Source organism: Bradyrhizobium sp. USDA 4501, from assembly GCF_054062115.1.
In genome coordinates this window covers 8,676,336-8,696,590 of record NZ_JBSSEX010000001.1, presented here as the reverse complement: position 1 = coordinate 8,696,590, position 20,255 = coordinate 8,676,336, and the positions used below count along the sequence as shown (strand labels likewise).

Sequence of the window (20,255 nt, the reverse complement as noted above, 5' to 3'; positions counted from 1 at the left end):
CGCACGGATTCCAGAGACGGGAGTGCTGGAGCCGAGAAGCCGCAGCATACCGGATCGCCCGGTCGAGCCGGGCCTGGGACGATTTCTGGATAATAGAAGAATACCGCTGAGTTGCCCGACGTGTCAAGTTGCCGTGTCGAACGCCGGCAGCCGCCGACTCCTTTGCATGGGGTTGTTTTCGATATTTTGGCCGTGCGCCCTGCGGGGCCATCAGTCCACGGTTACGGGCCACCCTGCGCGACGTACTCCCGCCAGCCCTTGGCCCGCAGGCTGCAGGCCGGGCATTCGCCGCAGCCATAGCCCCAATCGTGCTGCGCGCCGCGTTCGCCGAGATAGCAGGTGTGCGAGTGCTCGCGGATCAGGTCGACCAGCCCTGCTCCGCCGAGCTCGTGCGCGAGCCGCCAGGTCGCGGCCTTGTCGAGCCACATCAGCGGCGTGTGCAGCTCGAAATCCCTGGCCATGCCGAGATTGAGCGCGGATTGCAATGCCTTAATGGTCTCGTCGCGGCAATCCGGGTAGCCGGAATAGTCGGTCTCGCACATGCCGCCGATGATGTGGCGGATCCCCCGCCGATAGGCCAGCGCCCCAGCGAAGGTGAGGAACACGAGGTTGCGGCCGGGCACGAAGGTGTTCGGCAAGCCGTCCGCGCCCATTTCGATCGCGACGTCGCGGGTCAGCGCGGTGTCGGAAATCTCGGACAGCGTCGGGATATCAAGCGTGTGGCTGTCGCCGAGTTTCGCAGACCATTCCGGCCGGACCCGCCTGATCCCGGCCAGCAGCTGGTCCCGGCAATCGAGCTCGATCGCGTGGCGCTGGCCGTAGGTGAAGCCGAGCATCTCGACGCGGGCAAAGCGCGACAAGGCCCAGGCAAGGCACGTGGTGGAATCCTGGCCGCCGGAAAACAGCACCAGCGCGGTGTCGGAAGCATTCTGATCGGTCATGGAACGCGATTTAGCACCTGACGGCGCCGTGGCCAATCCGTGGACAGCGTCGCGATTCCGGCGTGTTTTACTGGGATCGGGAGGGGTGTTTTGGCATAAAGCCAATACCTCTTTGATGCCGGTGCCCCATGACCCCATCCCGCGACATTTCCCGCCTGATCGAGATCATGGCTGCGCTGCGCACGCCGGTGACCGGCTGCCCATGGGACCTCGTGCAGAATTTCGAGACCATCGCGCCCTACACGATCGAGGAGGCCTATGAGGTTGCGGATGCGATCACGCGCGGCGATCTCGACGATTTGCGCGAGGAGCTCGGCGACCTGTTGTTGCAGGTGGTCTATCACGCCAGGATGGCCGAGGAGCAGAACGCGTTCGCGTTCGGCGATGTGGTCGAGGCGATCACCAGGAAGATGATCCGCCGTCATCCGCACGTCTTCGCCGACAAGGACGGCAATATCCAGCCGGCCGGCGTCAAGAGCGCCTGGGAACGGATCAAGGCCGAGGAGAAGGCCGAGCGCGCCGCGCGGCGGCCGCCCGAAGAGACTGCGCACAAATCGCTGCTGGCTAGCGTGAAGGCGGGCCTGCCTGCCCTGACGCGCGCGATGGAGCTGCAGCGCAAGGCGTCCACCGTCGGCTTCGACTGGAACGACCCGCGCGCGGTGCTCGCCAAGATCCGCGAGGAGGCCGACGAGATCGAGGCCGCGCTCGACCGCAACGACAAGGCGGAGATCGCGGAGGAAACCGGCGACCTGATGTTCGCGCTGGTCAACCTCGCCCGCCACGTCGACGCCGATCCGGAAGCGGCGCTGCGTGCGACCAACGCCAAGTTCGAGCGGCGCTTTGCCTATATCGAGAAGGCGCTGGCGGCGCAGGGGCGTTCGCTGGAGGGGGCATCGCTGGAGGAGATGGACGCGTTGTGGAATGAAGCCAAAACCGCCGTCGTCCCGGCGAACGCCCATAGGCGCTAAGATAGTTTGATCATAGTCTGATAGTGGCGCTTATGTCTGGGTGGCTCGCGTAGATGTCGCCGGAGAGCGTGACTGGCTCTGCAGGGTAGAGCGATTGCGGGCTGTGGAATGATCGCTTGCCGTAGCGAAGCGACGAGCTGGCGCAGCAGACGCCACGTCACTGGGTGGGTCAGGCGGCGTCGGGCAAGCGGGGAGAGTCTTCGAGTTCGTCGACGAGCGGCTCGAGCAATAGAATGATCAGCAGATGAGCGAGGATATGGGGTCTGGCGGACCGCTCGTCGGTTCCGGGAGGTCCCTTCAGGCCAATCAGGCTTTTCAGCCGCTTGAAGCCGAGCTCAATGCGCCATCGCAGCCGATAGAGGGCGAGGATATCTGCAGTCGTGAAGTCCTCTGGCCTGAGTGAGGTCACCAGGATCACCCAATCTGCGGCGTCAAGTGTTTGCCTGGAGAGCTGATGACCTCCCTTTTGTGCAGTCCGGCGCGCCTTGCGTCGCGCAGCCGCAGCAGCTTGCGCCGGCTTCTTCGCGGCAACCAGACGCACTGCGAGCGGCGGCGCACCTGACTTGCGCTTTATCCAAATCGGCCGATCGATCAGGCCACGCGCCGAGGCGTTGCGCAGTTCGGCAGTGAGGTCAACAAGATTACCTTCGGCATCGAGCCAGCGCGCGCTCTTCCAGCCGGCCCGGATCACGAAGTCTGCATCGGCATCGACGAGATGCGCCATGCGCTCCGGTTGCAGATAGGCGCGATCGGCAAGACGGATCTCACCGGCAACCGCCGGTATCCGATCCAGCGTCTCGCCCGCTCGCTGATCGGTCAGCTCGAAGTGACCAAAGCGCTCCTGCGGAAGATCGAACGCGCTATGGATACGCCACACTGCGTTCTTGTTCCTGCCGCTCGTCCCAGCCTTGGGGACCGTCGTGGCGTCAACAATACGGATCAGACGACCGCGGATCGCCTTCGGCGCCGCGTCGGCAAGCGCCTGCTCGACCAAGATTGCCAGCCAATCTCCGCACTGACGTAAGCGATACAACAGAGCCACGTTGGAGATATCGACAAGCCCAACCGACGTGGCCCATGCCGCCGTCAACCGCAGCCCTTTCTCACCAAGGCAATAAGCCAAGATCAGGCGCAGCAAGTCGACCGCATTGCTGATCTCCCGCGGACGGACAAACGCCTTCGTCTTGCGCGCGCTAATGTTCAGAGCCTCGGCTCCGCCAAGTCGGGCGACAACGCGCGCCCAATCTTTGTTCACAAGCGATTCGTGTGCCATTCCATCTTGGAATCACAAACGAATCCAAGGCGCAAATCCTATTTTAGCGCCTATGGGCGAACGCCGGGACCCATACCGCGTGATCTAACGGATAGTCGACGGTATCAATCCCACGCATCGCCAGAGATTCAGCGAGGCGAGCAAGATGCAGAACTTCCGCTGCACTCAACAACGATGGCCGGTGGTCATGGGTCCCTGCTTTCGCATTGCTTTCGCAGGGACGACACCGAGGTTGAGGGCGCAGGCTCAGCCTACAACAGCGTCCCGCGCAGGATCACCGCGGCGACGCCGAAATAGATCACGAGGCCGGTGACGTCGACCAGTGTCGCGACGAATGGCGCGGAGGCGCTGGCCGGGTCGAAGCCGATGCGTTTGAGGATGAAGGGCAGCATCGAGCCGCACAGCGATCCGAAGGTGACGATGCCGATCAGTGCGGTGCCGACGGTCGCTGCGACGAGCACCCAATGCGGGCCGTAGTCGAACAGGCCGAGCGTCTGCCAGAGCGTGATCCTGACGACGCCGATCAGGCCGAGAATGGCGCCGAGCGCGATGCCTGTCGGCAATTCCCGCACGGCGACACGCCACCAGTCGCGCAGCCGCACCTCGTGCAGCGCCAGCGAGCGGATCAACAGCGAGGTTGCCTGGGAGCCGGAATTGCCGCCCGAGCTCATGATCAACGGGATGAAGAGCGTCAGGACGATCGCCTTCTCGAGCTCGCTCTGGTACGACTGCATTGCGGTCGCGGTCAGCATTTCCGACAGGAACAGCGCGCACAGCCAGCCGGCGCGCTTCTTGATCATCTCGCCGAAACCGATCCGCAAATACGGCTCGTCGATCGCTTCCATGCCGCCGAACTTCTGGGCGTCCTCGGTCGATTCCTCGACGATGGCGTCGATGACGTCGTCGACCGTGACGATGCCGAGGATATGGCCGGGGCCGTCGACGACGGCGACGGCGAGCAGGTCGTAGCGCGAGATCAGCCGCGCCGCCTCCATGCGGTCGGCCTCCGGCGAGATCATCAACGGCTTCCGCGCCGGCGCCGCGGTCAGCACATTGGCGTGCGGATCGCCCGAGATCAGGCGGCGCAGCGGCACGGCCTGGATCAGCGTCTTCTTGACCGGGTCGATCACGAAGATCGAGTAGACGGTCTCACGGGTGCGCTCGACCATCCGGATGTGATGCAGGACCTCGGCGATGGTCCAGCTCGAGGGCACGCTGACGAACTCGGTCGTCATGATGCTGCCGGCGCTGCGCTCGGGATAGGCCAACAGGCCCGAGATGACGTTGCGGGTCTCCGGATTGAGCCCGTTCAGCAGCGTGGCGCGCAGCGGCTCGACCAGCTCCTTGAAGATATCGGCGGCACGGTCGTCGGAGACGCCCGACAGCAGCGAGACCGCGGTATCCTTCGGCAGCTCGGCGAGGATCTCGCAGGTGTTGTCGAGTCCGGGCAGGTCAAGCACCTCGATCGCCTTCTCGGCCGGCAGCGATCGCAGCAGCTTCGCGGCATCCGCGGGCTCCCGGGCGTTGAGCGCATCGACGATCTCGGGAGCCCGGACATGGGCAAGGTCACCGCTCTGGCCGGCGAGCGCCTCTTTCGTGATGGTTTCGCTGGTGTCCTGCATCGATCCGCCTCGGCTTTGCGTTCTGCAGCGCAATGAACCAAGGCGGCGCGGATTTCAAACAGAAAGTGCGACGCCGCGTCGCAGGCGCATCGGCGCCCTGCAACGTCACGGCATCGTCATATTTCGGAAGATTGCAAGGCCCGTATTCGAGGGCTTACGCCTCGTAGGGGACGGCGGCGAACCGGCTCATCACGATGTCGCGCTTGGTCTCGTCGACGCGCACCGTCATGTCGAAGCGCTCGCCATGCAGCACCTTGTTCAGGACCTCGGCATTGCGGTGCAGCCAGCTGATGCCGGCGCCATCGGAGGCGTCGATCGAAAGATTGAGCGTCGAGCGCTTGGCCGCGAGGCGATCCTCGATCGCGGCGAGCAGCGCATCGATCCCCTCGCCTGTTGCGGCCGAAACCAGGAAGCATGGCCGCTCCGGCGGACGGCGCGCGGCGATATTGCGCAAATTGTCCCGCTCCTCGGGATCGAAGCGGTCGATCTTGTTCCAGACCTCGATGATGCGCTGGCCACCGTCGGCATCGGGATCGATGCCGAGCTGGCGCAACACCGCCTCGACGTCGCGCTCCTGCGCCTCCGCGTCCTCATGGGAGATGTCGCGGACATGCAGGATGATGTCGGCTTCCAGCACCTCTTCCAGCGTGGCGCGGAACGCGGCCACCAGCTGGGTCGGCAAATTGGAGATGAAGCCGACCGTGTCCGACAGCATCGCCTTGCCGCCATGCGGCAGGTTGAGCGCGCGCAGGGTCGGGTCGAGCGTCGCAAACAGCATGTCCGCGGCCTGCACGTCGGCGCGGGTCAGGCGGTTGAACAGCGTCGATTTGCCGGCATTGGTGTAGCCGACCAGCGCCACCACGCGATACGGCACGCGCTGGCGGCCGGCCCGATGCAGCCGCCGCGTCGCCTGCACCTTCTTCAACTCGCCTTCGAGCTTGGTGATGCGCTCGCTGATCAGGCGGCGGTCGGCCTCGATCTGGGTTTCGCCGGGGCCGCCCATGAAGCCGAAGCCGCCACGCTGGCGCTCGAGATGGGTCCAGGACCGCACCAGACGGCTGCGCTGATAGTTGAGATGGGCGAGCTCGACCTGCAGCGCGCCTTCCTTGGTCTTGGCGCGGCGGCCGAAGATTTCCAGGATCAAGCCGGTGCGGTCGAGCACCTTGGTGCTCCAGGCCTTCTCGAGATTGCGCTGCTGGATCGGCGACAGCGCGCAATCCATCACCACGAGCTCGACCTGGTTGCTGGCGACGAGGCCGTTGATCTCCTCGACCTTGCCCTTGCCGAGGTAGGTTGCGGGCCGGATCTGGCTGATCGGCGCGATCACGGAGTCCACCACCGTGAGGTCGATCGCACCAGCGAGGCCGGCGGCTTCCTCGATCCGCGCTTCATAGTCGCGGACAGACGAATCTGTTTGCGCATCGCCGTCGCCACGGCGCGTGCGCAGATACGGGCCGATGACGATCACCCGCCCGGTGCTGCCGTCCCCCGCCGACCGTGCGCGGTCGGCGCCCCCTTCACGATTGAAGGGTTCCAATCAGTTCACTCTCAAGCCGGTGCGTCCTCACCACCTTCGAACAACTGAATCGGAGCTCCGGGCATGATGGTCGAGATCGCGTGCTTGTAGACCAGCTGCGAGTGACCATCGCGCCGCAGCAGCAAGCAGAAATTGTCGAACCATGTGACAATGCCCTGCAGCTTTACTCCGTTGACCAGAAATATCGTCAGTGGCGTCTTGGTTTTACGAACGTGATTAAGGAAGGTGTCTTGTAGATTTTGTGCGCGGTCTGCCGCCATTGTTTTTGTCCCGCAAGCTTGTGCTTCTTTTTATTGAACCGGTTGTTGCTCTCTGACGGAGCCTCCTCCGGCTGCCCACCTGCCACGAGATCCCCCTCCGGCAGGCATAGCGGTAGGATTAGAGGCTACGCGCGGTTTTTAGGCAAGCCTGTTCGCGGTGCAGTCGGTAGGAACACGGTGGCAATTCTAAGAAAGTGCGGGGAAAGAGACGAATATTCTCGTGGAGCGTGGATAAATCCCCGGTTGTACCGGCCCCGCCCTCGCCCCGCCGATCGATCCAAACCGCCCCGAGAGCCGCCTGTCGGCTCCCCGGCGGGTGACCGCCGGGGCTTCGCTTCGAGCCGCCAGCGGACTGCCGGCCTGCCGCGCCGGGGTCAGCCGACCCCGAGCGCCTTCAGCTTGCGATGCAGCGCTGAGCGCTCCATGCCGACGAACTCCGCGGTGCGCGAGATATTGCCGGAGAAGCGGCTGATCTGGGCGATCAGATAGTCGCGCTCGAACACCTCGCGCGCCTCGCGCAACGGCAGGCCCATGATGTGCTCGCCATTGTTGGAGGTCGGCATCGCCGGCACCATCGAGCCGACGTCCTGCGGCAGCATGTCGGCGGTGATGATCGCCTCCGGACCGCCGCCGGCCAGGATCATCACGCGCTCGACATTGTTGCGGAGCTGGCGGACGTTGCCCGGCCAGACGTGCGACTGCAGGACCGCCATCGCGTCCTGCCCGATCTGCCGCTTCGGCAGGCCGGTGGCGGCCGAGATCTGGTCCATGAAATAGTCGATCAGCTCGGGGATGTCCTCGCGTCGCTCCGACAGCGGCGGCACCCGGATCGGCACCACCGAGAGGCGATGATAGAGGTCCTCGCGGAAGCGGCCTGCGGCGATCTCCTCCTCGAGATTGCGCGCGGTCGAGGAGATGATGCGGACGTCGACATGGACTTTGCCGGTGCCGCCCTGGCGCTGGAAGGTCTGATCGACCAGCACGCGCAGAATCTTGTTCTGGGTCTCGCGCGGCATGTCCGCGATCTCGTCGATGAACAGCGTGCCGCCATGCGCCTCCTCGAGCGCGCCGGCCTTGCGCTGCTGCTCGCCGTTCGATCCCTCGATGCCGAACAGCTCGATCTCCATGCGCTCCGGCGTGATCGCGGCCGCATTGATCACCACGAACGGCCCCTCGGCGCGCCCGGAGGCATGGTGCAGCGTGCGCGCGGCAAGCTCCTTGCCGGCGCCGGAGGGACCGACGATCAGGATGCGGCTGTTGGCCTTGGCGGCGCGGTCGATGGTCTGGCGCAGCTGGTTCATGCAGGCCGAGCGGCCGGTCAGGACGCTCGCCGCCGGAGCCAGCTGCTTGAGCTCCTTCACCTCGCGCTTGAGCCGCGAGGTTTCCAGCGCCCGGGTCGCGACCAGGATCAGCCGGTCCGACTTGAACGGCTTCTCGATGAAGTCGTAGGCACCGCGCTTGATCGCGGCGACCGCGGTCTCGATGTTGCCGTGGCCCGAGATCATCACGACGGGCAGATCGGCATTGTCCTTCTTGATCTGCTCGAGCAGCTGCAGGCCGTCGAGCTTGGAGCCCTGCAGCCAGATGTCGAGGAAGACCAGATTGGGCCGGCGATTGGCGATCTCGGCGAGCGCCGAGTCGCTGTCGCGCGCGGTGCGCGTGGAAAAGCCCTCATCGTCCAGAATACCCGCAACGAGGTCGCGAATGTCAGCTTCGTCGTCGACAATCAGAATGTCACTTGCCATGGGTTACACCTGCCTTGTCAGTCGCTCGTCGCGGCTTTGAATTTTGGCTTTTGCGCATTTGGCTCTTGATTGTTTGGCCCCTGATCAGCGGGATCTCGGATAGGTTCTTGGATTGGTTCTTGGGTCGGTTCTTGGATTTTTGGTTCATTGTTGGTCGCTTGTGCCGGGCCGTTGGTCGGCTCCTCCGGCGGATTTTTTTCACTTTCCGGTTCGGCCTTGTCCGGTTTGACGTCCGGTTTTTGGTCCTTGCTTTCGGGCTTGTTCTCCGGCTTGGCCGCGTGTCCCGTGACGGCAAAGCGCAGCCGCATCCAGGCACCGCGCTGGCCGTCGCGGAAATCGGAGGCATCCTTGAGCTCGATGCGGCCGCCATGGTCCTCCAGAACGCGGCCGACGATCGCCAGGCCGAGGCCGGTGCCCTTCGCCCGGGTCGTGACATAGGGCTCGAGCAGGCGCGCGCGGGCGACCTTGGGCAGGCCGATGCCGTTGTCGACCACGTCGATCAGGATGTCGTCGTTCTCGCGCTGCGCCACGACGTCGATGCGGCCCTTGCCGAGTTCCTCGCGCGGCACCTGCTCGATCGCCTCGGTGGCGTTCTTGATGATGTTGGTCAGCGCCTGCGAGATCAGCCGGCGGTCGAACTGCGCGGGCAGCGGCGACTGCTTGATGTCGGCCTCGATGTCGAGATCGGGATGCGCGACCTTCATCAGGAACACCGCCTGGCGCACCACGTCGGCGACGTCCTCCCCTTCCATCACCGGCTTCGGCATCCGCGCAAAGCGCGAGAACTCGTCGACCATCCGCCTGATGTCGTCGACCTGGCGCACGATGGTATCGGTGCACTGCTCGAAGATCGACTTGTCCTTCTCCTCGGTGATGGTCTTGCCGAACTTGCGGCGGATGCGCTCGGCGGAGAGCTGGATCGGGGTCAGCGGGTTCTTGATCTCGTGGGCGATGCGGCGGGCGACGTCGCCCCAGGCCGAGGTGCGCTGCGCCGACACCAGCTCGGTGATGTCGTCGAGTGTGATGATGTAGCTGTCGCGCGACTGGCTGGTCTGCTCGGCCGAGACGCGGACCGACAGATTGCGCTCATGGCCGTCGCGCAGGATCGTGACCTGCCCCTGCACCAGGCGCTGCGTTCCCTCGCGCGCGGTTTTCATCATCTCGTCGAGCTCGGGCAGCACGTCCGAGAGCGGATGGCCGAGCGTCTCCGATTCGGCGTGCCCGATCAGCTTCTCCGCCGAGCGGTTGAGGACGCCGATGGTGCCTGAGGCGTCGACCCCGATGATGCCGGCAGAGGCCGACGACAGCACCGCTTCGATGAAACGGCGGCGGCTGTCGATGGTCTCGCTGGCGTCGACCAGCTCGTTGCGCTGGGTGCGCAGCTCCTGGGTCATCTTGTTGAAGATTTCGCCGAGCAGCGCGAGGTCGCTTTCCGACTTGTTGACCGGCACCTGGACATTGAGATTGCCGGTCGAGACCTCGCTCGCCGCACCCATCAGCTGGCGGATCGGCGACACCAGCCCGTTGGCGAAGTTCAGCCCGATCAGCACCGAGGCCATCAGGATGGTCAGCGCGATCACCGCGAACATCAGCGCGAACGCGACCTGGATGCCGAGCCTGCGGGTCTCGAGCTGGGCATATTCGGCCGCGCTGGTCTGGGTCTGCTTGAGCTGGGCAACCACCGCCGGATCGAGCAGCCGCGCCACATACAGGAACATGTCGTCATAGGCCCGCAGGCGGACCACGGAGGCGACGTAGTTTTCCGGAAAGACCGAGATCTTCGGCTCGGTCTCGTTGATGTCCTTCAGGATGTCGGGCGGCGGCGCCTCGTAGTTCAGGCGAACGCCGGTCTCGGCGCTGGCGACGATCTTGCCGTCCTTGTCCATCAGCACCGCGACCGGAAGATTGCGCGACTCGGCGCCGGCCGTCATCAGCTGCAGGAACGTCATGCGATCCTGGTCGTAGAGCGGCCGGGCATGGGCGAGGTCATTGGCCATCGCCAGCGTGTCGCCGTTGATGAGCTGGGCGTGCTCCTGCATGTAGGCACTGGCGATGGTCAGCGAATTCTGGATCACCTGCTTGGTGGGACCCGAGAACAGCCGGTCGAGGCCGCGCTCGATGGTGACGTTGGCGACGATCGACACCAGCACGGCGGGCAGCACCGCGATCACCGAGAACAGGCCGACAATCTGCACATGCAGCCGCGCCGCGGCCCGGCCGCGCCGCCTCGCCTGCACCATCTGCCAGACTTCCCGGACGATGATGCCGACCAGCAGCAGGATGGTGCCGGCATTGATCATCAGGAAGGAGCGGACCACCTCGGACGTGGGCTCGATCGGGGTCAGCCCGGTCAGCACCACGAAGGTCAGGAAGGCGGACAGCAGCGCGATGGCCACGGCAAACGGCGCCAGCCAGCGCCGCAGCGGGAAGCCCCGCGCCTCTGCATTGGGCTGCTCGGCCGACGGGGCGCGTAATGTTGAAGCGGTGGTCTCTGCGCTGGTCATACCGGCAATTGAGCTGAGAGCGATCGCCCGCGGGAATTGCGAACTGATGCAATCATATCACAATGTTGCCGAATTGCGACATTTCCGCGGCGCAAACCCCTGGTGCGGCGCCGTGTCCCCAAAACCATTTGTGACTACTCAATACGGTAGCGAGCTTGAAGCGAGGCTTGCGCCCCGCCCTGGCAGCCCTAGCCGCCGCTCCGGTAGACTTGGATGTCGAGGTCGCGGATCTTCTTGCGTAGCGTATTGCGGTTCAACCCGAGCAGGTCGGCGGCCCGGATCTGGTTGCCGCGGGTCGCCGCCAGCGCGGCGGTCAGCAGCGGGATCTCGATCTCCTTGAGGATACGGTGGTAGAGGCCCGGCGGCGGCACGCCGTTCGGGAAGCCGGAGAAGTGCGAGGACAGATAGGCCTCGACCGCGCCGCCGAGATTGTCGACGCCGACGGTCGCCGTGCTGCCCGAGGTGACCGCGGGCGGCGCCAGCTCGCCGTCGATGACGGAAGACGTGATGACGTCCTGCGGATAGAGGGCGGCGAGCCGCCGCGCGAGGTTTTCCAGCTCGCGGACGTTGCCCGGCCAGCGGTGCTGCTTGAGCCGCTCGAGTGCCTGGGCGTCGAGCTTCTTCGGCGGCAGGCCGTCCTTCTCGGCGAGCGAGAAGAAGTGTCTGATCAGGTCGGGCAGATCCTCGATGCGCTCGCGCAGCGGCGGCAGCCGCAGCGGCACCACGTTGAGGCGGAAGAACAGGTCCTCGCGGAACAGGCCCTGCTGGATCAGGATGCGCAGGTCCTTGTTGGAGGCGGCGACGATGCGGACGTCGGTCTTGATCGGGGTACGGCCGCCGACCGTGGTGTACTCGCCCTGCTGCAGCACGCGGAGCAGCCGGGTCTGCGCCTCCATCGGCATGTCGCCGATCTCGTCGAGGAACAGCGTGCCGCCCTCGGCCTGCTCGAAGCGGCCGGAGGCGCGGGTGTTGGCGCCGGTGAAGGCGCCGCGCTCATGGCCGAACAGCTCCGATTCGATCAGGTCGCGCGGGATCGCCGCCATGTTGACCGCGACGAACGGGCCGTTGCGGCGCCGTCCGTAGTCGTGCAGCGCGCGCGCGACCAGCTCCTTGCCGGTGCCCGATTCGCCCGAGATCATCACGGTGAGGTCGGTCTGCATCAGCCGCGCCAGCACGCGGTAGATTTCCTGCATCGCCGGCGAACGGCCGACCAGCGGGATCGAGTCGAACTCGCCGTCATCGGCGGGACTGGAGACCCGCTCCTTCGGCTCGGCCAGCGCGCGGCCGACGATGGTGATCAGCTCCTTCAGGTCGAATGGCTTCGGCAGATATTCGTAGGCGCCGCGCTCGGAGGCGCGGATCGCGGTCATGAAGGTGTTCTGCGCGCTCATCACGATGACAGGCAAATTCGGCCGCATCTTCTTGATCCGCGGCAAGAGATCGAATGCGTTCTCGTCGGGCATCACCACGTCGGTGATGACGAGATCGCCCTCGCCCTGGCTGACCCAGCGCCACAGCGTGGCGGCGTTGCCGGTGAGGCGAACCTCATAGCCGGCGCGCGACAGCGCCTGGTTCAGGACGGTCCGGATGGCGGTGTCGTCGTCAGCGACAAGTATGCTACCTGCAGGCATTGGTGTTCCTCATCGTGCATCCTGAGAGGCAGGCGAGGACGTACCCGGAACGTCATCGCGGTTGCTTTGGTCGAGTTGCTTGGCGGCGCTGTACATCGGCATCAGCACGCGGAAAGTGGTTTTGCGCGGCTGCGACTCGCATTCGATGATGCCGCCGTGATCGCCGACGATCTTGGCGACCAGCGCGAGGCCGAGCCCGCTGCCGGTCTGCTTGGTGGTGACGAAGGGATCGAACAGGTTCGGCAGCAGGTCTTCCGGCACGCCAGAGCCGTTGTCCTTGACGCAGAATTCCAGCGGCAGCGAGACCCGCGATTTCTTGCCGGGCACCGACAGCCGCACGCCTGGCCGGAACGCAGTGGTGAGCTGGATCTCAGCATCGGTGCCGAGATCGGCCACCGCTTCGGCCGCGTTCTTCACGAGGTTGAGGAACACCTGGATCAGCTGGTCCTGGTTGGCCAGCACCGGCGGCAACGACGGATCGTAGTCCTCGATGAAGCGGACATTGCGGGCAAAGCCGGACTGCGCCAGGCGCTTCACATGATCGAGCACGGAATGGATGTTGACCGGACCGCGCGCCACCGGGCGGTCGTCGCCGAACACCTCCATGCGGTCGACCAGCGTCACGATGCGGTCCGCCTCGTCGCAGATCAGTCGTGTCAGCAGCCGGTCCTCGGAGGACGCCTGCTGCTCCAAAAGCTGCGCCGCGCCGCGGATGCCCGACAGCGGGTTCTTGATCTCGTGGGCGAGCATCGCCGCCAGCGCGATCACCGAGCGCGCCGCGCTGCGGTGGGTGAGCTGCCGATCCATCTTGTCGGCGATGGTGCGCTCCTGCAGCATCACCACGATATGCCCGGGCCGCTCGGTCAGCGGCGCGACGTGCAGATCGACCTGGCGATCGCCGCCGATCCGCGGCGTGCCGAGATCGACCTTGTATTCGTTGACCGGCGAGCCGCTCGTCCGCACCTGCTCGATCAGCGCCAGCAGCGGGCTGCCGAACGGCACCAGTTCCTTCAGCGATTGCCGGCGCAGGAACTGGGTCGATATCTCGAAGAATGATTCGGCTGCGATATTGGCGTCGACGATCCGCCCGTCGGGTGCGACCAGCAGCACCGGATTGGGCAGCGCATTGAGGATGGCCTCCCCGTCAGTCGGCACCGGCCGGCGGAATTCCATGGCTGACGTCATGCGGCAGCACTCCAGGCAAAATCGTCGTAGGCGTCGGCGAGCGAGCGATGCACGCTGGACGGCTCTTCCGCGGTCAGGATCGCCTGCCGCCAGGTCTTCAAGGTCGCGGCCGGCGCGCAGCTATAGGCCGCAGCAGCCTCCAGCGCCCAGCCCAGATGCTTGCGTGCATGCTTGAGCCCGATGCGCAGGCCATAGTGGCTGCAAACCTCGTCATAGAGCGCGCGAACGTGCTTGAGCTGCTCGGCGAGCGACGGCGCGGCCTCGGCGATCCCGGTCTCGAGGCGACGGCCGATCTGTCCCGGCAGCCAGGGCTGCCCCTGCGCGCCGCGGCCGATCATGACGGCGTCGGCGCCCGACATCTCGAGCGCACTGACAGCCTTGTCGAACGAGGTGATATCGCCGTTGACCACGACCGGGACGGTGACGGCGTCCTTGACCGCGCGCACCGCGTTCCAGTTCGCCTCGCCCTTGTAGAACTGGCAGCGGGTCCGGCCATGCACGGTGATCATCTGCACGCCGGCGGCCTCGGCGCGGCGCGCCAGTTCCGGTGCATTGAGCGAGCGATCATCCCAGCCGAGCCGCATCTTCAGCGTGACCGGCACCCTGACCGCCGACAGCGTCGCCTCGATCAGCGTGACCGCGTGGTCGAGGTCGCGCATCAGGGCCGAGCCGGACTGGCCCCCGGTCACGTGGCGGGCCGGACAGCCCATGTTGATGTCGATGACGTCGGCGCCGGCGCCTTCGGCGATCCGTGCGCCCTCCGCCATCCAGTGGGTCTCGCAGCCCGCCAGCTGGACCACATGCGGCCCGACCCCGGCTGCCTCGCAACGCAGCTTCGACATCGGCTTGCCGTTCACCAGATCGTTGCTGGCGGTCATCTCGGAGACCACCAGGCCGGCGCCCAAAGTGGCAGCGAGTCGCCGGAAGGGCGCATCGGTGATGCCGGACATGGGCGCGAGGAGAACCCGGTTGGCGACAGCAATATCGCCGATCTTCAATGGGTTACGAGGAGTACTTTGCACGCCGGTCACAGCCGTCTCGTCGTTCTGTCAGCCACGCCATTGCAGCTGACGTCGCCTATTCTGCGCACAATTCTTGTGCAGTCAAGGCTCATGCCTACGGTTTAGACATTCCTATCATCAGTGCAGGTGCACTGCAACAAAATCTGCTTTTCCCACAGTCATCGGCAAACGCTCTGTTTTTGCGCAGCGGTCATGCTAAGGGCTGTGCGCGGCGATCCTCGCCGTCCCCCTCATCCCCGATTCGTCTGTCACTGGTTCAAAATGCCGAAGCCTGAGCGTACCGCAGCCATCCTTGTCGCAGCCGGCCGTGGACTGCGCGCCGGCGCAGGCGGGCCGAAGCAATACCGGACGATCGGCGGACAGACGGTGATCTACCGCGCCATGGAGGCGTTCTCCGGACATCCGGACGTGTTTGCGGTGCAGCCTGTGGTCAATCCTGACGACACCGCGCTGTTCGATGAAGCCGTCGCAGGCCTCCGCCATCGGCCGCCGACGCCGGGCGGCGCGACCCGGCAGGCCTCGGTCCATGCCGGGCTCGAGGCGCTCGCAAGCGAAAAGCCGGACATCGTGCTGATCCACGATGCCGCGCGCCCCTTCGTCACATCAGCCGTGATCTCGCGCGCGATCGCCGCGGCCGGCCGGACCGGCGCTGCGATCCCCGTGATTCCCGTCACCGACACCATCAAGCTCACCGGCGATGCCGGCGACGTCGAGGCGACGCCGGAGCGCGCGCGCCTGCGGATCGCGCAGACGCCACAGGCTTTTCGTTTCGACGTAATATTGGAGGCGCATCGTCGCGCAGCGCGCGATGGCCGCTCCGATTTCACCGACGATGCGGCGCTTGCCGAGTGGGCGGGATTGACGGTTGCGACGTTTGAAGGTGATGCTGCCAACATGAAACTCACCACACCCGAGGACTTCGTGCGCGAGGAAGCGCGGCTCGCAAGCCAGCTCGGCGACATCAGAACCGGCACCGGCTACGACGTGCATGCCTTTGGCGACGGTGACCATGTCATGATCTGCGGCGTGCGCGTGCCGCACACGAAGGGATTCCTGGCCCATTCCGACGGCGATGTCGGGCTGCATGCGCTGGTCGACGCGATCCTCGGCGCGCTGGCCGACGGCGATATCGGCTCGCATTTCCCGCCGAGCGACGCCAAGTGGAAGGGCGCCTCCTCCGACCAGTTCCTGAAATACGCGGTCGAGCGCGTCACCGCGCGTGGCGGACGGATCGCCAATCTCGAGGTGACGCTGATCTGCGAGCGGCCGAAGATCGGGCCGTTGCGCGACACCATGCGGGCGAAGATCGCGGAGATCTCCGGCGTCCACGTCTCGCGCGTGGCGGTCAAGGCCACCACCAGCGAGCGGCTCGGCTTCACCGGCCGCGAGGAAGGCATCGCGGCAACCGCGAGCGCCACGGTCCGTCTCCCGTGGGATGATAAAGGCTGGGACGATAAAGGTTGGGACGATAAAGGCCGGAGTGCCTGACATGGGCGGCAGCGACGCTCGTGCCCTCTCCCGCTCGCTGCTCGACCTGTGCCGGATGCGCAAGCTGACCATCGCGACCGCCGAATCCTGCACCGGCGGCCTGGTCGCGGGTGCGCTCACCGACATCCCCGGCTCTTCCGACGTGATCGACCGCGGCTTCGTGACCTATTCGAACGAGGCCAAGCGGGTCATGCTCGGCGTCAAGGCGGCCACGCTCGAAACGTTCGGCGCGGTGAGCAAGGAAACCGCGACTGCGATGGCGATCGGCGCGCTGGAAAAGGCCGGCGTCGACCTTGCGGTCTCGATCACCGGCATCGCGGGCCCGGGCGGTGCGACACCGGGCAAGCCGGTCGGCCTGGTGCATTTCGCCGTCGCCGCGCGCGACGGCCGCATCATTCATCGTGAGCAGCGATTTGGCGCGATCGGCCGCAGCACGGTGCGGCAGCGCTCCGTGGTCGAAGCATTGCGCATGCTGATGGAGCTTGCGCGCCCGCCGCAGGCCGCCAAGCCGCGTCGCGAGGCGGCCAGCCGGTTGCGGCCAAGGGTGGCCCGGTCGCCGCGGAGCCACGCTGCGAAACGCCGCCGGCCGCCGCGCGGATAGGCCCAACAAGTCGCGCCACGGCCCGCCTTACACGGGCTTGTGTCAACTGCGGCCCGGTGACGCTTAGCTGAAATGGAACTTTGACGCGGCTTCGCCGCTTTATGTTGTTCCAACTCTGCTGTTTCGATTGTTCGTCCAACAGCAAAATCCCACAACAAGGAGAAAATGATGAAGTTGGGAACTTTGGTCGTGGCCGCCATCAGCGCTGGCGCCATGACGCTGTCGACTGTTGTGCCTTCGTCCGCCGCACCACTCGCTCCCGCGCGATTGCAGGATCAGCCTACCTCCGTCGAGCATGTGCAGTATCGTCACTGGCACGGTGGTCCGCGTTACGGCTATCGCGGCGGATACGGCTACCGCGGTGGTTACTATCGCGATCGCGGCAGTAACGGCGCGGCGATCATCGGCGGGCTGGCGGCCGGCGCGATCATCGGCGGCGCGATTGCGGCGAGCCAGGCCAAGGCCAACAACGACGCTTATTGCTCCCAGCGTTTCCGTACCTACGACCCCGCTTCGGGCACCTACATCGCATCCGGCGGCGTGCGGCGATCCTGCCCGTAAGTCGGCGAACGCTCTCCCGCACCATCCGTCGTGCCCGGCCTCGTGCCGGGCATTTGCGTTCCAGAGATGTAGACGAGACGGCTTCGCTACGTCGACAGCTGCGGCTTGCCGTAGACCTGATCCGCGCGCTTCTCGAACGCCGCGGCAAAGCGCGAGAATGCGGCGTCGAACATCGAGCCCATCAGCATCGCCAGCATCCGGCTCTTGAATTCGTAGTTCAGGAAGAAGCCGACATCGCATTCGGTTTCTGACTTCGGCTCAAAACTCCAGCGATTCTCCAGATTGCTGAACGGGCCGCGCAGATATTCGACTAGGATATTCAGATTGGCCCGGTCGAGCGTCACCTTGCTGGTGAAGGTTTCCCGCACCAGTTTGAAGGACACCGTCATGTCCGCCACCACGACCTCGGTGCCGTCGTCCTTGGGCGTGCGCTGGCGGATCTTGAGCGACTGGCATAGCGGCACGAATTCGGGATAGCGCTCGACGTCGGCAACCAGATCGAACATTTGGGGTGCGGTGTGCCGGACCCGCCGCTTGCTTGAGAATCGTGGCATCAGTGGATACTCGCACGGTTTTGCCCGAGTGCGAGGCGCTTCAGATAATCATCCGCCTGCGCCCGATCGGTGAAACAGACCAGCGATTGATCGGGCCGCAAGCCGGCAAAATACTCGATCAGCTTCGGCCGCTGCTGCCGGCGATAGGTCCAGACGTAGCGGAAGAATTCGAGATCGATCTTCTCAGGGCAGCCTTCCGCCATCTCCGGGCGGACCTCGCCATAGCTCCCGGCGATCCGCCTGAAGATACCGAGCATACAGGTCGACCGCGGCAGGTCGAACCAGATGATCGTGTCGGAGAGCTCCCGGCGCAATTCCCCTGCACCATGCCTCATGTAGTTCCCATCCATGATCCAGCGCGGCTCCTGGGCTGCTTCGGTCACGCGGCGCTCGAATTCGTCCCTGCCCGACTCGACCCAGCCCGGTTTCCAGAACAGCGCATCGATCGACACGGTCGGAATCCCTGTCATCGCGGACAGCCGCCGCGCAAAGGTCGACTTGCCGGATCCCGACGATCCCATCACCAGAACGCGCTGCATTGGTCCAGTCCAAGATTCGGTCAAGGTTCGGTCAAGGCCCGATCAAGCAACGGCGCGTGACGGCGCCGGCCTACCGCCGTTTGCAAAAATCTAGCGGCCGCGGGCCGTGCGCGCCGCCTGCAGTTTGGCGAAATCCTCGCCGGCGTGATGCGACGAGCGCGTCAACGGGCTCGCCGACACCATCAAAAAGCCCTTGGTATAGGCGACGCGCTCGTAGCCTGCGAACTCGTCCGGCGTCACGTAGCGCATCACGGCGTGATGCTTGCGGGTCGGCTGCAAATACTGGCCGATGGTCAGGAAATCGACGTCGGCCGAGCGCAGATCGTCCATCACCTGCAGCACCTCGTGCCGCTCCTCGCCGAGTCCGACCATGATGCCTGATTTGGTAAAGATGGTCGGATCCATCTCCTTGACCCGCTGCAGCAGCCGGATGGAATGGAAATAGCGGGCGCCGGGACGGACCGTCAGATAGCGCGACGGCACGGTTTCCAGATTGTGGTTGAAGACGTCGGGCTTGGCCACGACCACGCGCTCCAGCGCGCCGTCCTTGCGCAGGAAGTCCGGTGTCAGGATCTCGATCGTGGTGCTCGGGCAGCGCGCGCGGATGGCGCGGATGGTCTCGGCAAAATGCTCGGCGCCGCCGTCGGCGAGATCGTCGCGGTCGACCGAAGTGACCACGACATGACTGAGCCCGAGCTTGGCGGTGGCCTCCGCGACGTATTCCGGCTCGCTCGCCTCGAGCGCGCCGGGCATGCCGGTCTTGACGTTGCAGAACGCGCAGGCGCGCGTGCAGGTGTCGCCCATGATCATGAAGGTGGCGTGCTTCTTGTCCCAGCACTCACCGATATTGGGGCAGCCCGCCTCCTCGCACACCGTGACGAGGCCGTTCTCCTTCACGATCCGGCGCGTATCTGCATAGCCGCGCGTGTTCGGCGCACGAACCCGGATCCAGTCCGGCTTCGGCGGCGACACGGCATCCGGCCGGTTGACCTTTTCGGGGTGCCGCGGGCGGAGCTGAGTGGTGGAGATGGTATCGACGATGGTGACCATGGATGCCTGCAAGTCGCGGGAGCATGATCCAGGCAGATCAATGCTCCGAACCAAGGGCTTAGCTAATCGGTGTTGACGCGGCTCGCAACCCGCCCCGCGACCCTAGCAGACCTGCCCATATATTGGCAGTCTTGCGGCCCGTTCCATGCCGATTCCCACCTCAAAATGGCTCAAAAACCCCTACCCATCAGCGCGACCGCGCCGCGCCTCGGCAAGGCGCTGAAACGCTCCTTCTTCGATCGCAGCGTCCACGAGGTCGCCCCCGACCTGATCGGCGCGACCTTCCTGGTCGGCGGCGCCGGCGGCATCATCACCGAGGTCGAGGCCTATCATCACACCGACCCGGCGGCGCATTCCTACCGCGGGCCGACCCCGCGCAACCAGGTGATGTTCGGCCCGCCGGGCTTCTCCTACGTCTACCGCTCCTACGGCATCCATTGGTGCGTCAACTTCGTCTGCGAGGAAGCGGGCTCGGCCAGCGCCGTGCTGATCCGCGCGATCGAGCCGACCCATGGGCTCGCGGCGATGCGCCGGCGGCGCGGGCTGGAAGACGAGCGCGCGCTGTGCTCGGGGCCCGGCAAGCTCTGCGAGGCGCTCGGCATCACCATCGCGCACAGCGAATTGCCACTCGACCGCGCCCCGATCGCGCTCCATGCGCGGACCGAAGCCCCCGAAATCATCACCGGGGTGCGGATCGGCATCACCAAGGCCGTCGACCTGCCCTGGCGCTACGGGCTGAAGGGATCAAAATTCCTCAGCAAGCGGTTTTGAGCA

Annotated in this window: 18 protein-coding genes; 5 read left to right on the top strand and 13 right to left on the bottom strand. The window is 65.4% G+C overall.

The window, feature by feature from the left end; translation table 11 throughout:
• Window positions 1–221 precede the first annotated feature (221 nt).
• Complete coding sequence (gene queC / locus ACVWZM_RS40540; RefSeq protein WP_168856406.1) at window positions 222–941, bottom strand: 7-cyano-7-deazaguanine synthase QueC; 720 nt, start codon at window positions 939–941, stop codon at window positions 222–224.
• Between the two features lie 128 nt (window positions 942–1,069).
• Here queC and mazG point away from each other — a divergent pair, with 128 nt between their 5' ends.
• Window positions 1,070–1,909, top strand: coding sequence for a nucleoside triphosphate pyrophosphohydrolase (gene mazG / locus ACVWZM_RS40535; RefSeq protein ID WP_456835101.1), 840 nt, complete (start codon window positions 1,070–1,072; stop codon window positions 1,907–1,909).
• A 169-nt stretch (window positions 1,910–2,078) separates the two neighbouring features.
• On the opposite strand, the gene ACVWZM_RS40530 is transcribed toward mazG, so the two are convergent.
• From ACVWZM_RS40530 to dusB, 9 genes are all read right to left on the bottom strand, one after another.
• Window positions 2,079–3,164 carry an IS4 family transposase gene (locus tag ACVWZM_RS40530; RefSeq protein ID WP_456856028.1) on the bottom strand — a complete coding sequence of 362 codons (1,086 nt, stop codon included), beginning with the start codon at window positions 3,162–3,164 and terminating at the stop codon, window positions 2,079–2,081.
• A gap of 269 nt (window positions 3,165–3,433) precedes the next feature.
• Complete coding sequence (mgtE, locus tag ACVWZM_RS40525) at window positions 3,434–4,804, bottom strand: magnesium transporter (RefSeq protein WP_456856027.1); 1,371 nt, start codon at window positions 4,802–4,804, stop codon at window positions 3,434–3,436.
• 154 nt (window positions 4,805–4,958) lie between these two features.
• Entirely contained in the window at window positions 4,959–6,341 is a 1,383-nt protein-coding gene (hflX, locus tag ACVWZM_RS40520; protein WP_168856407.1) for a GTPase HflX, read from the bottom strand.
• 11 nt (window positions 6,342–6,352) lie between these two features.
• On the bottom strand, window positions 6,353–6,601 hold the full coding sequence (gene hfq / locus ACVWZM_RS40515; protein ID WP_006020546.1) for an RNA chaperone Hfq: 249 nt from the start codon (window positions 6,599–6,601) through the stop codon (window positions 6,353–6,355).
• Window positions 6,602–6,975: 374 nt separating this feature from the next.
• Entirely contained in the window at window positions 6,976–8,346 is a 1,371-nt protein-coding gene (gene ntrX / locus ACVWZM_RS40510; RefSeq protein ID WP_028331957.1) for a nitrogen assimilation response regulator NtrX, read from the bottom strand.
• 17 nt (window positions 8,347–8,363) lie between these two features.
• The gene (locus ACVWZM_RS40505; RefSeq protein ID WP_057016578.1) at window positions 8,364–10,850 is read right to left on the bottom strand and encodes a sensor histidine kinase NtrY-like; all 2,487 of its coding nucleotides are present in this window, start codon (window positions 10,848–10,850) and stop codon (window positions 8,364–8,366) included.
• Between the two features lie 188 nt (window positions 10,851–11,038).
• Window positions 11,039–12,481 carry a nitrogen regulation protein NR(I) gene (gene ntrC / locus ACVWZM_RS40500; RefSeq protein WP_050419700.1) on the bottom strand — a complete coding sequence of 481 codons (1,443 nt, stop codon included), beginning with the start codon at window positions 12,479–12,481 and terminating at the stop codon, window positions 11,039–11,041.
• Between the two features lie 9 nt (window positions 12,482–12,490).
• Window positions 12,491–13,666: a two-component system sensor histidine kinase NtrB gene (locus ACVWZM_RS40495; protein WP_026192783.1), complete on the bottom strand. Its 1,176-nt coding sequence runs from the start codon at window positions 13,664–13,666 to the stop codon at window positions 12,491–12,493.
• Window positions 13,663–14,616, bottom strand: coding sequence for a tRNA dihydrouridine synthase DusB (gene dusB, locus ACVWZM_RS40490; RefSeq protein ID WP_233475472.1), 954 nt, complete (start codon window positions 14,614–14,616; stop codon window positions 13,663–13,665). Before dusB ends, ACVWZM_RS40495 begins: the two co-directional genes overlap by 4 nt.
• Before the next feature lie 333 nt (window positions 14,617–14,949).
• On the opposite strand from dusB, the gene ACVWZM_RS40485 reads away from it, so the two are divergent.
• The 3 genes from ACVWZM_RS40485 to ACVWZM_RS40475 all read left to right on the top strand — a co-directional run bounded on the left by ACVWZM_RS40485 (window position 14,950) and on the right by ACVWZM_RS40475 (window position 17,338).
• On the top strand, window positions 14,950–16,176 hold the full coding sequence (locus ACVWZM_RS40485; protein ID WP_076828778.1) for a bifunctional 2-C-methyl-D-erythritol 4-phosphate cytidylyltransferase/2-C-methyl-D-erythritol 2,4-cyclodiphosphate synthase: 1,227 nt from the start codon (window positions 14,950–14,952) through the stop codon (window positions 16,174–16,176).
• Between the two features lies 1 nt (window position 16,177).
• On the top strand, window positions 16,178–16,777 hold the full coding sequence (locus tag ACVWZM_RS40480) for a CinA family protein (RefSeq protein ID WP_038386736.1): 600 nt from the start codon (window positions 16,178–16,180) through the stop codon (window positions 16,775–16,777).
• A 165-nt stretch (window positions 16,778–16,942) separates the two neighbouring features.
• Entirely contained in the window at window positions 16,943–17,338 is a 396-nt protein-coding gene (locus ACVWZM_RS40475; RefSeq protein ID WP_168856409.1) for a BA14K family protein, read from the top strand.
• 86 nt (window positions 17,339–17,424) lie between these two features.
• On the opposite strand, the gene ACVWZM_RS40470 is transcribed toward ACVWZM_RS40475, so the two are convergent.
• From ACVWZM_RS40470 to lipA, 3 genes are all read right to left on the bottom strand, one after another.
• Window positions 17,425–17,892, bottom strand: coding sequence for a type II toxin-antitoxin system RatA family toxin (locus ACVWZM_RS40470; protein ID WP_076828775.1), 468 nt, complete (start codon window positions 17,890–17,892; stop codon window positions 17,425–17,427).
• Window positions 17,892–18,431 carry a P-loop NTPase family protein gene (locus tag ACVWZM_RS40465; protein WP_253623861.1) on the bottom strand — a complete coding sequence of 180 codons (540 nt, stop codon included), beginning with the start codon at window positions 18,429–18,431 and terminating at the stop codon, window positions 17,892–17,894. Before ACVWZM_RS40465 ends, ACVWZM_RS40470 begins: the two co-directional genes overlap by 1 nt.
• Before the next feature lie 90 nt (window positions 18,432–18,521).
• Window positions 18,522–19,481 (bottom strand): lipoyl synthase, encoded by a 960-nt coding sequence (gene lipA / locus ACVWZM_RS40460; protein WP_076828772.1) that lies wholly within the window; start codon window positions 19,479–19,481, stop codon window positions 18,522–18,524.
• Window positions 19,482–19,646: 165 nt separating this feature from the next.
• Between lipA and ACVWZM_RS40455 the strand changes: the two genes are divergently transcribed.
• Window positions 19,647–20,252 carry a DNA-3-methyladenine glycosylase gene (locus tag ACVWZM_RS40455; RefSeq protein ID WP_456835099.1) on the top strand — a complete coding sequence of 202 codons (606 nt, stop codon included), beginning with the start codon at window positions 19,647–19,649 and terminating at the stop codon, window positions 20,250–20,252.
• Window positions 20,253–20,255: the final 3 nt, after the last annotated feature.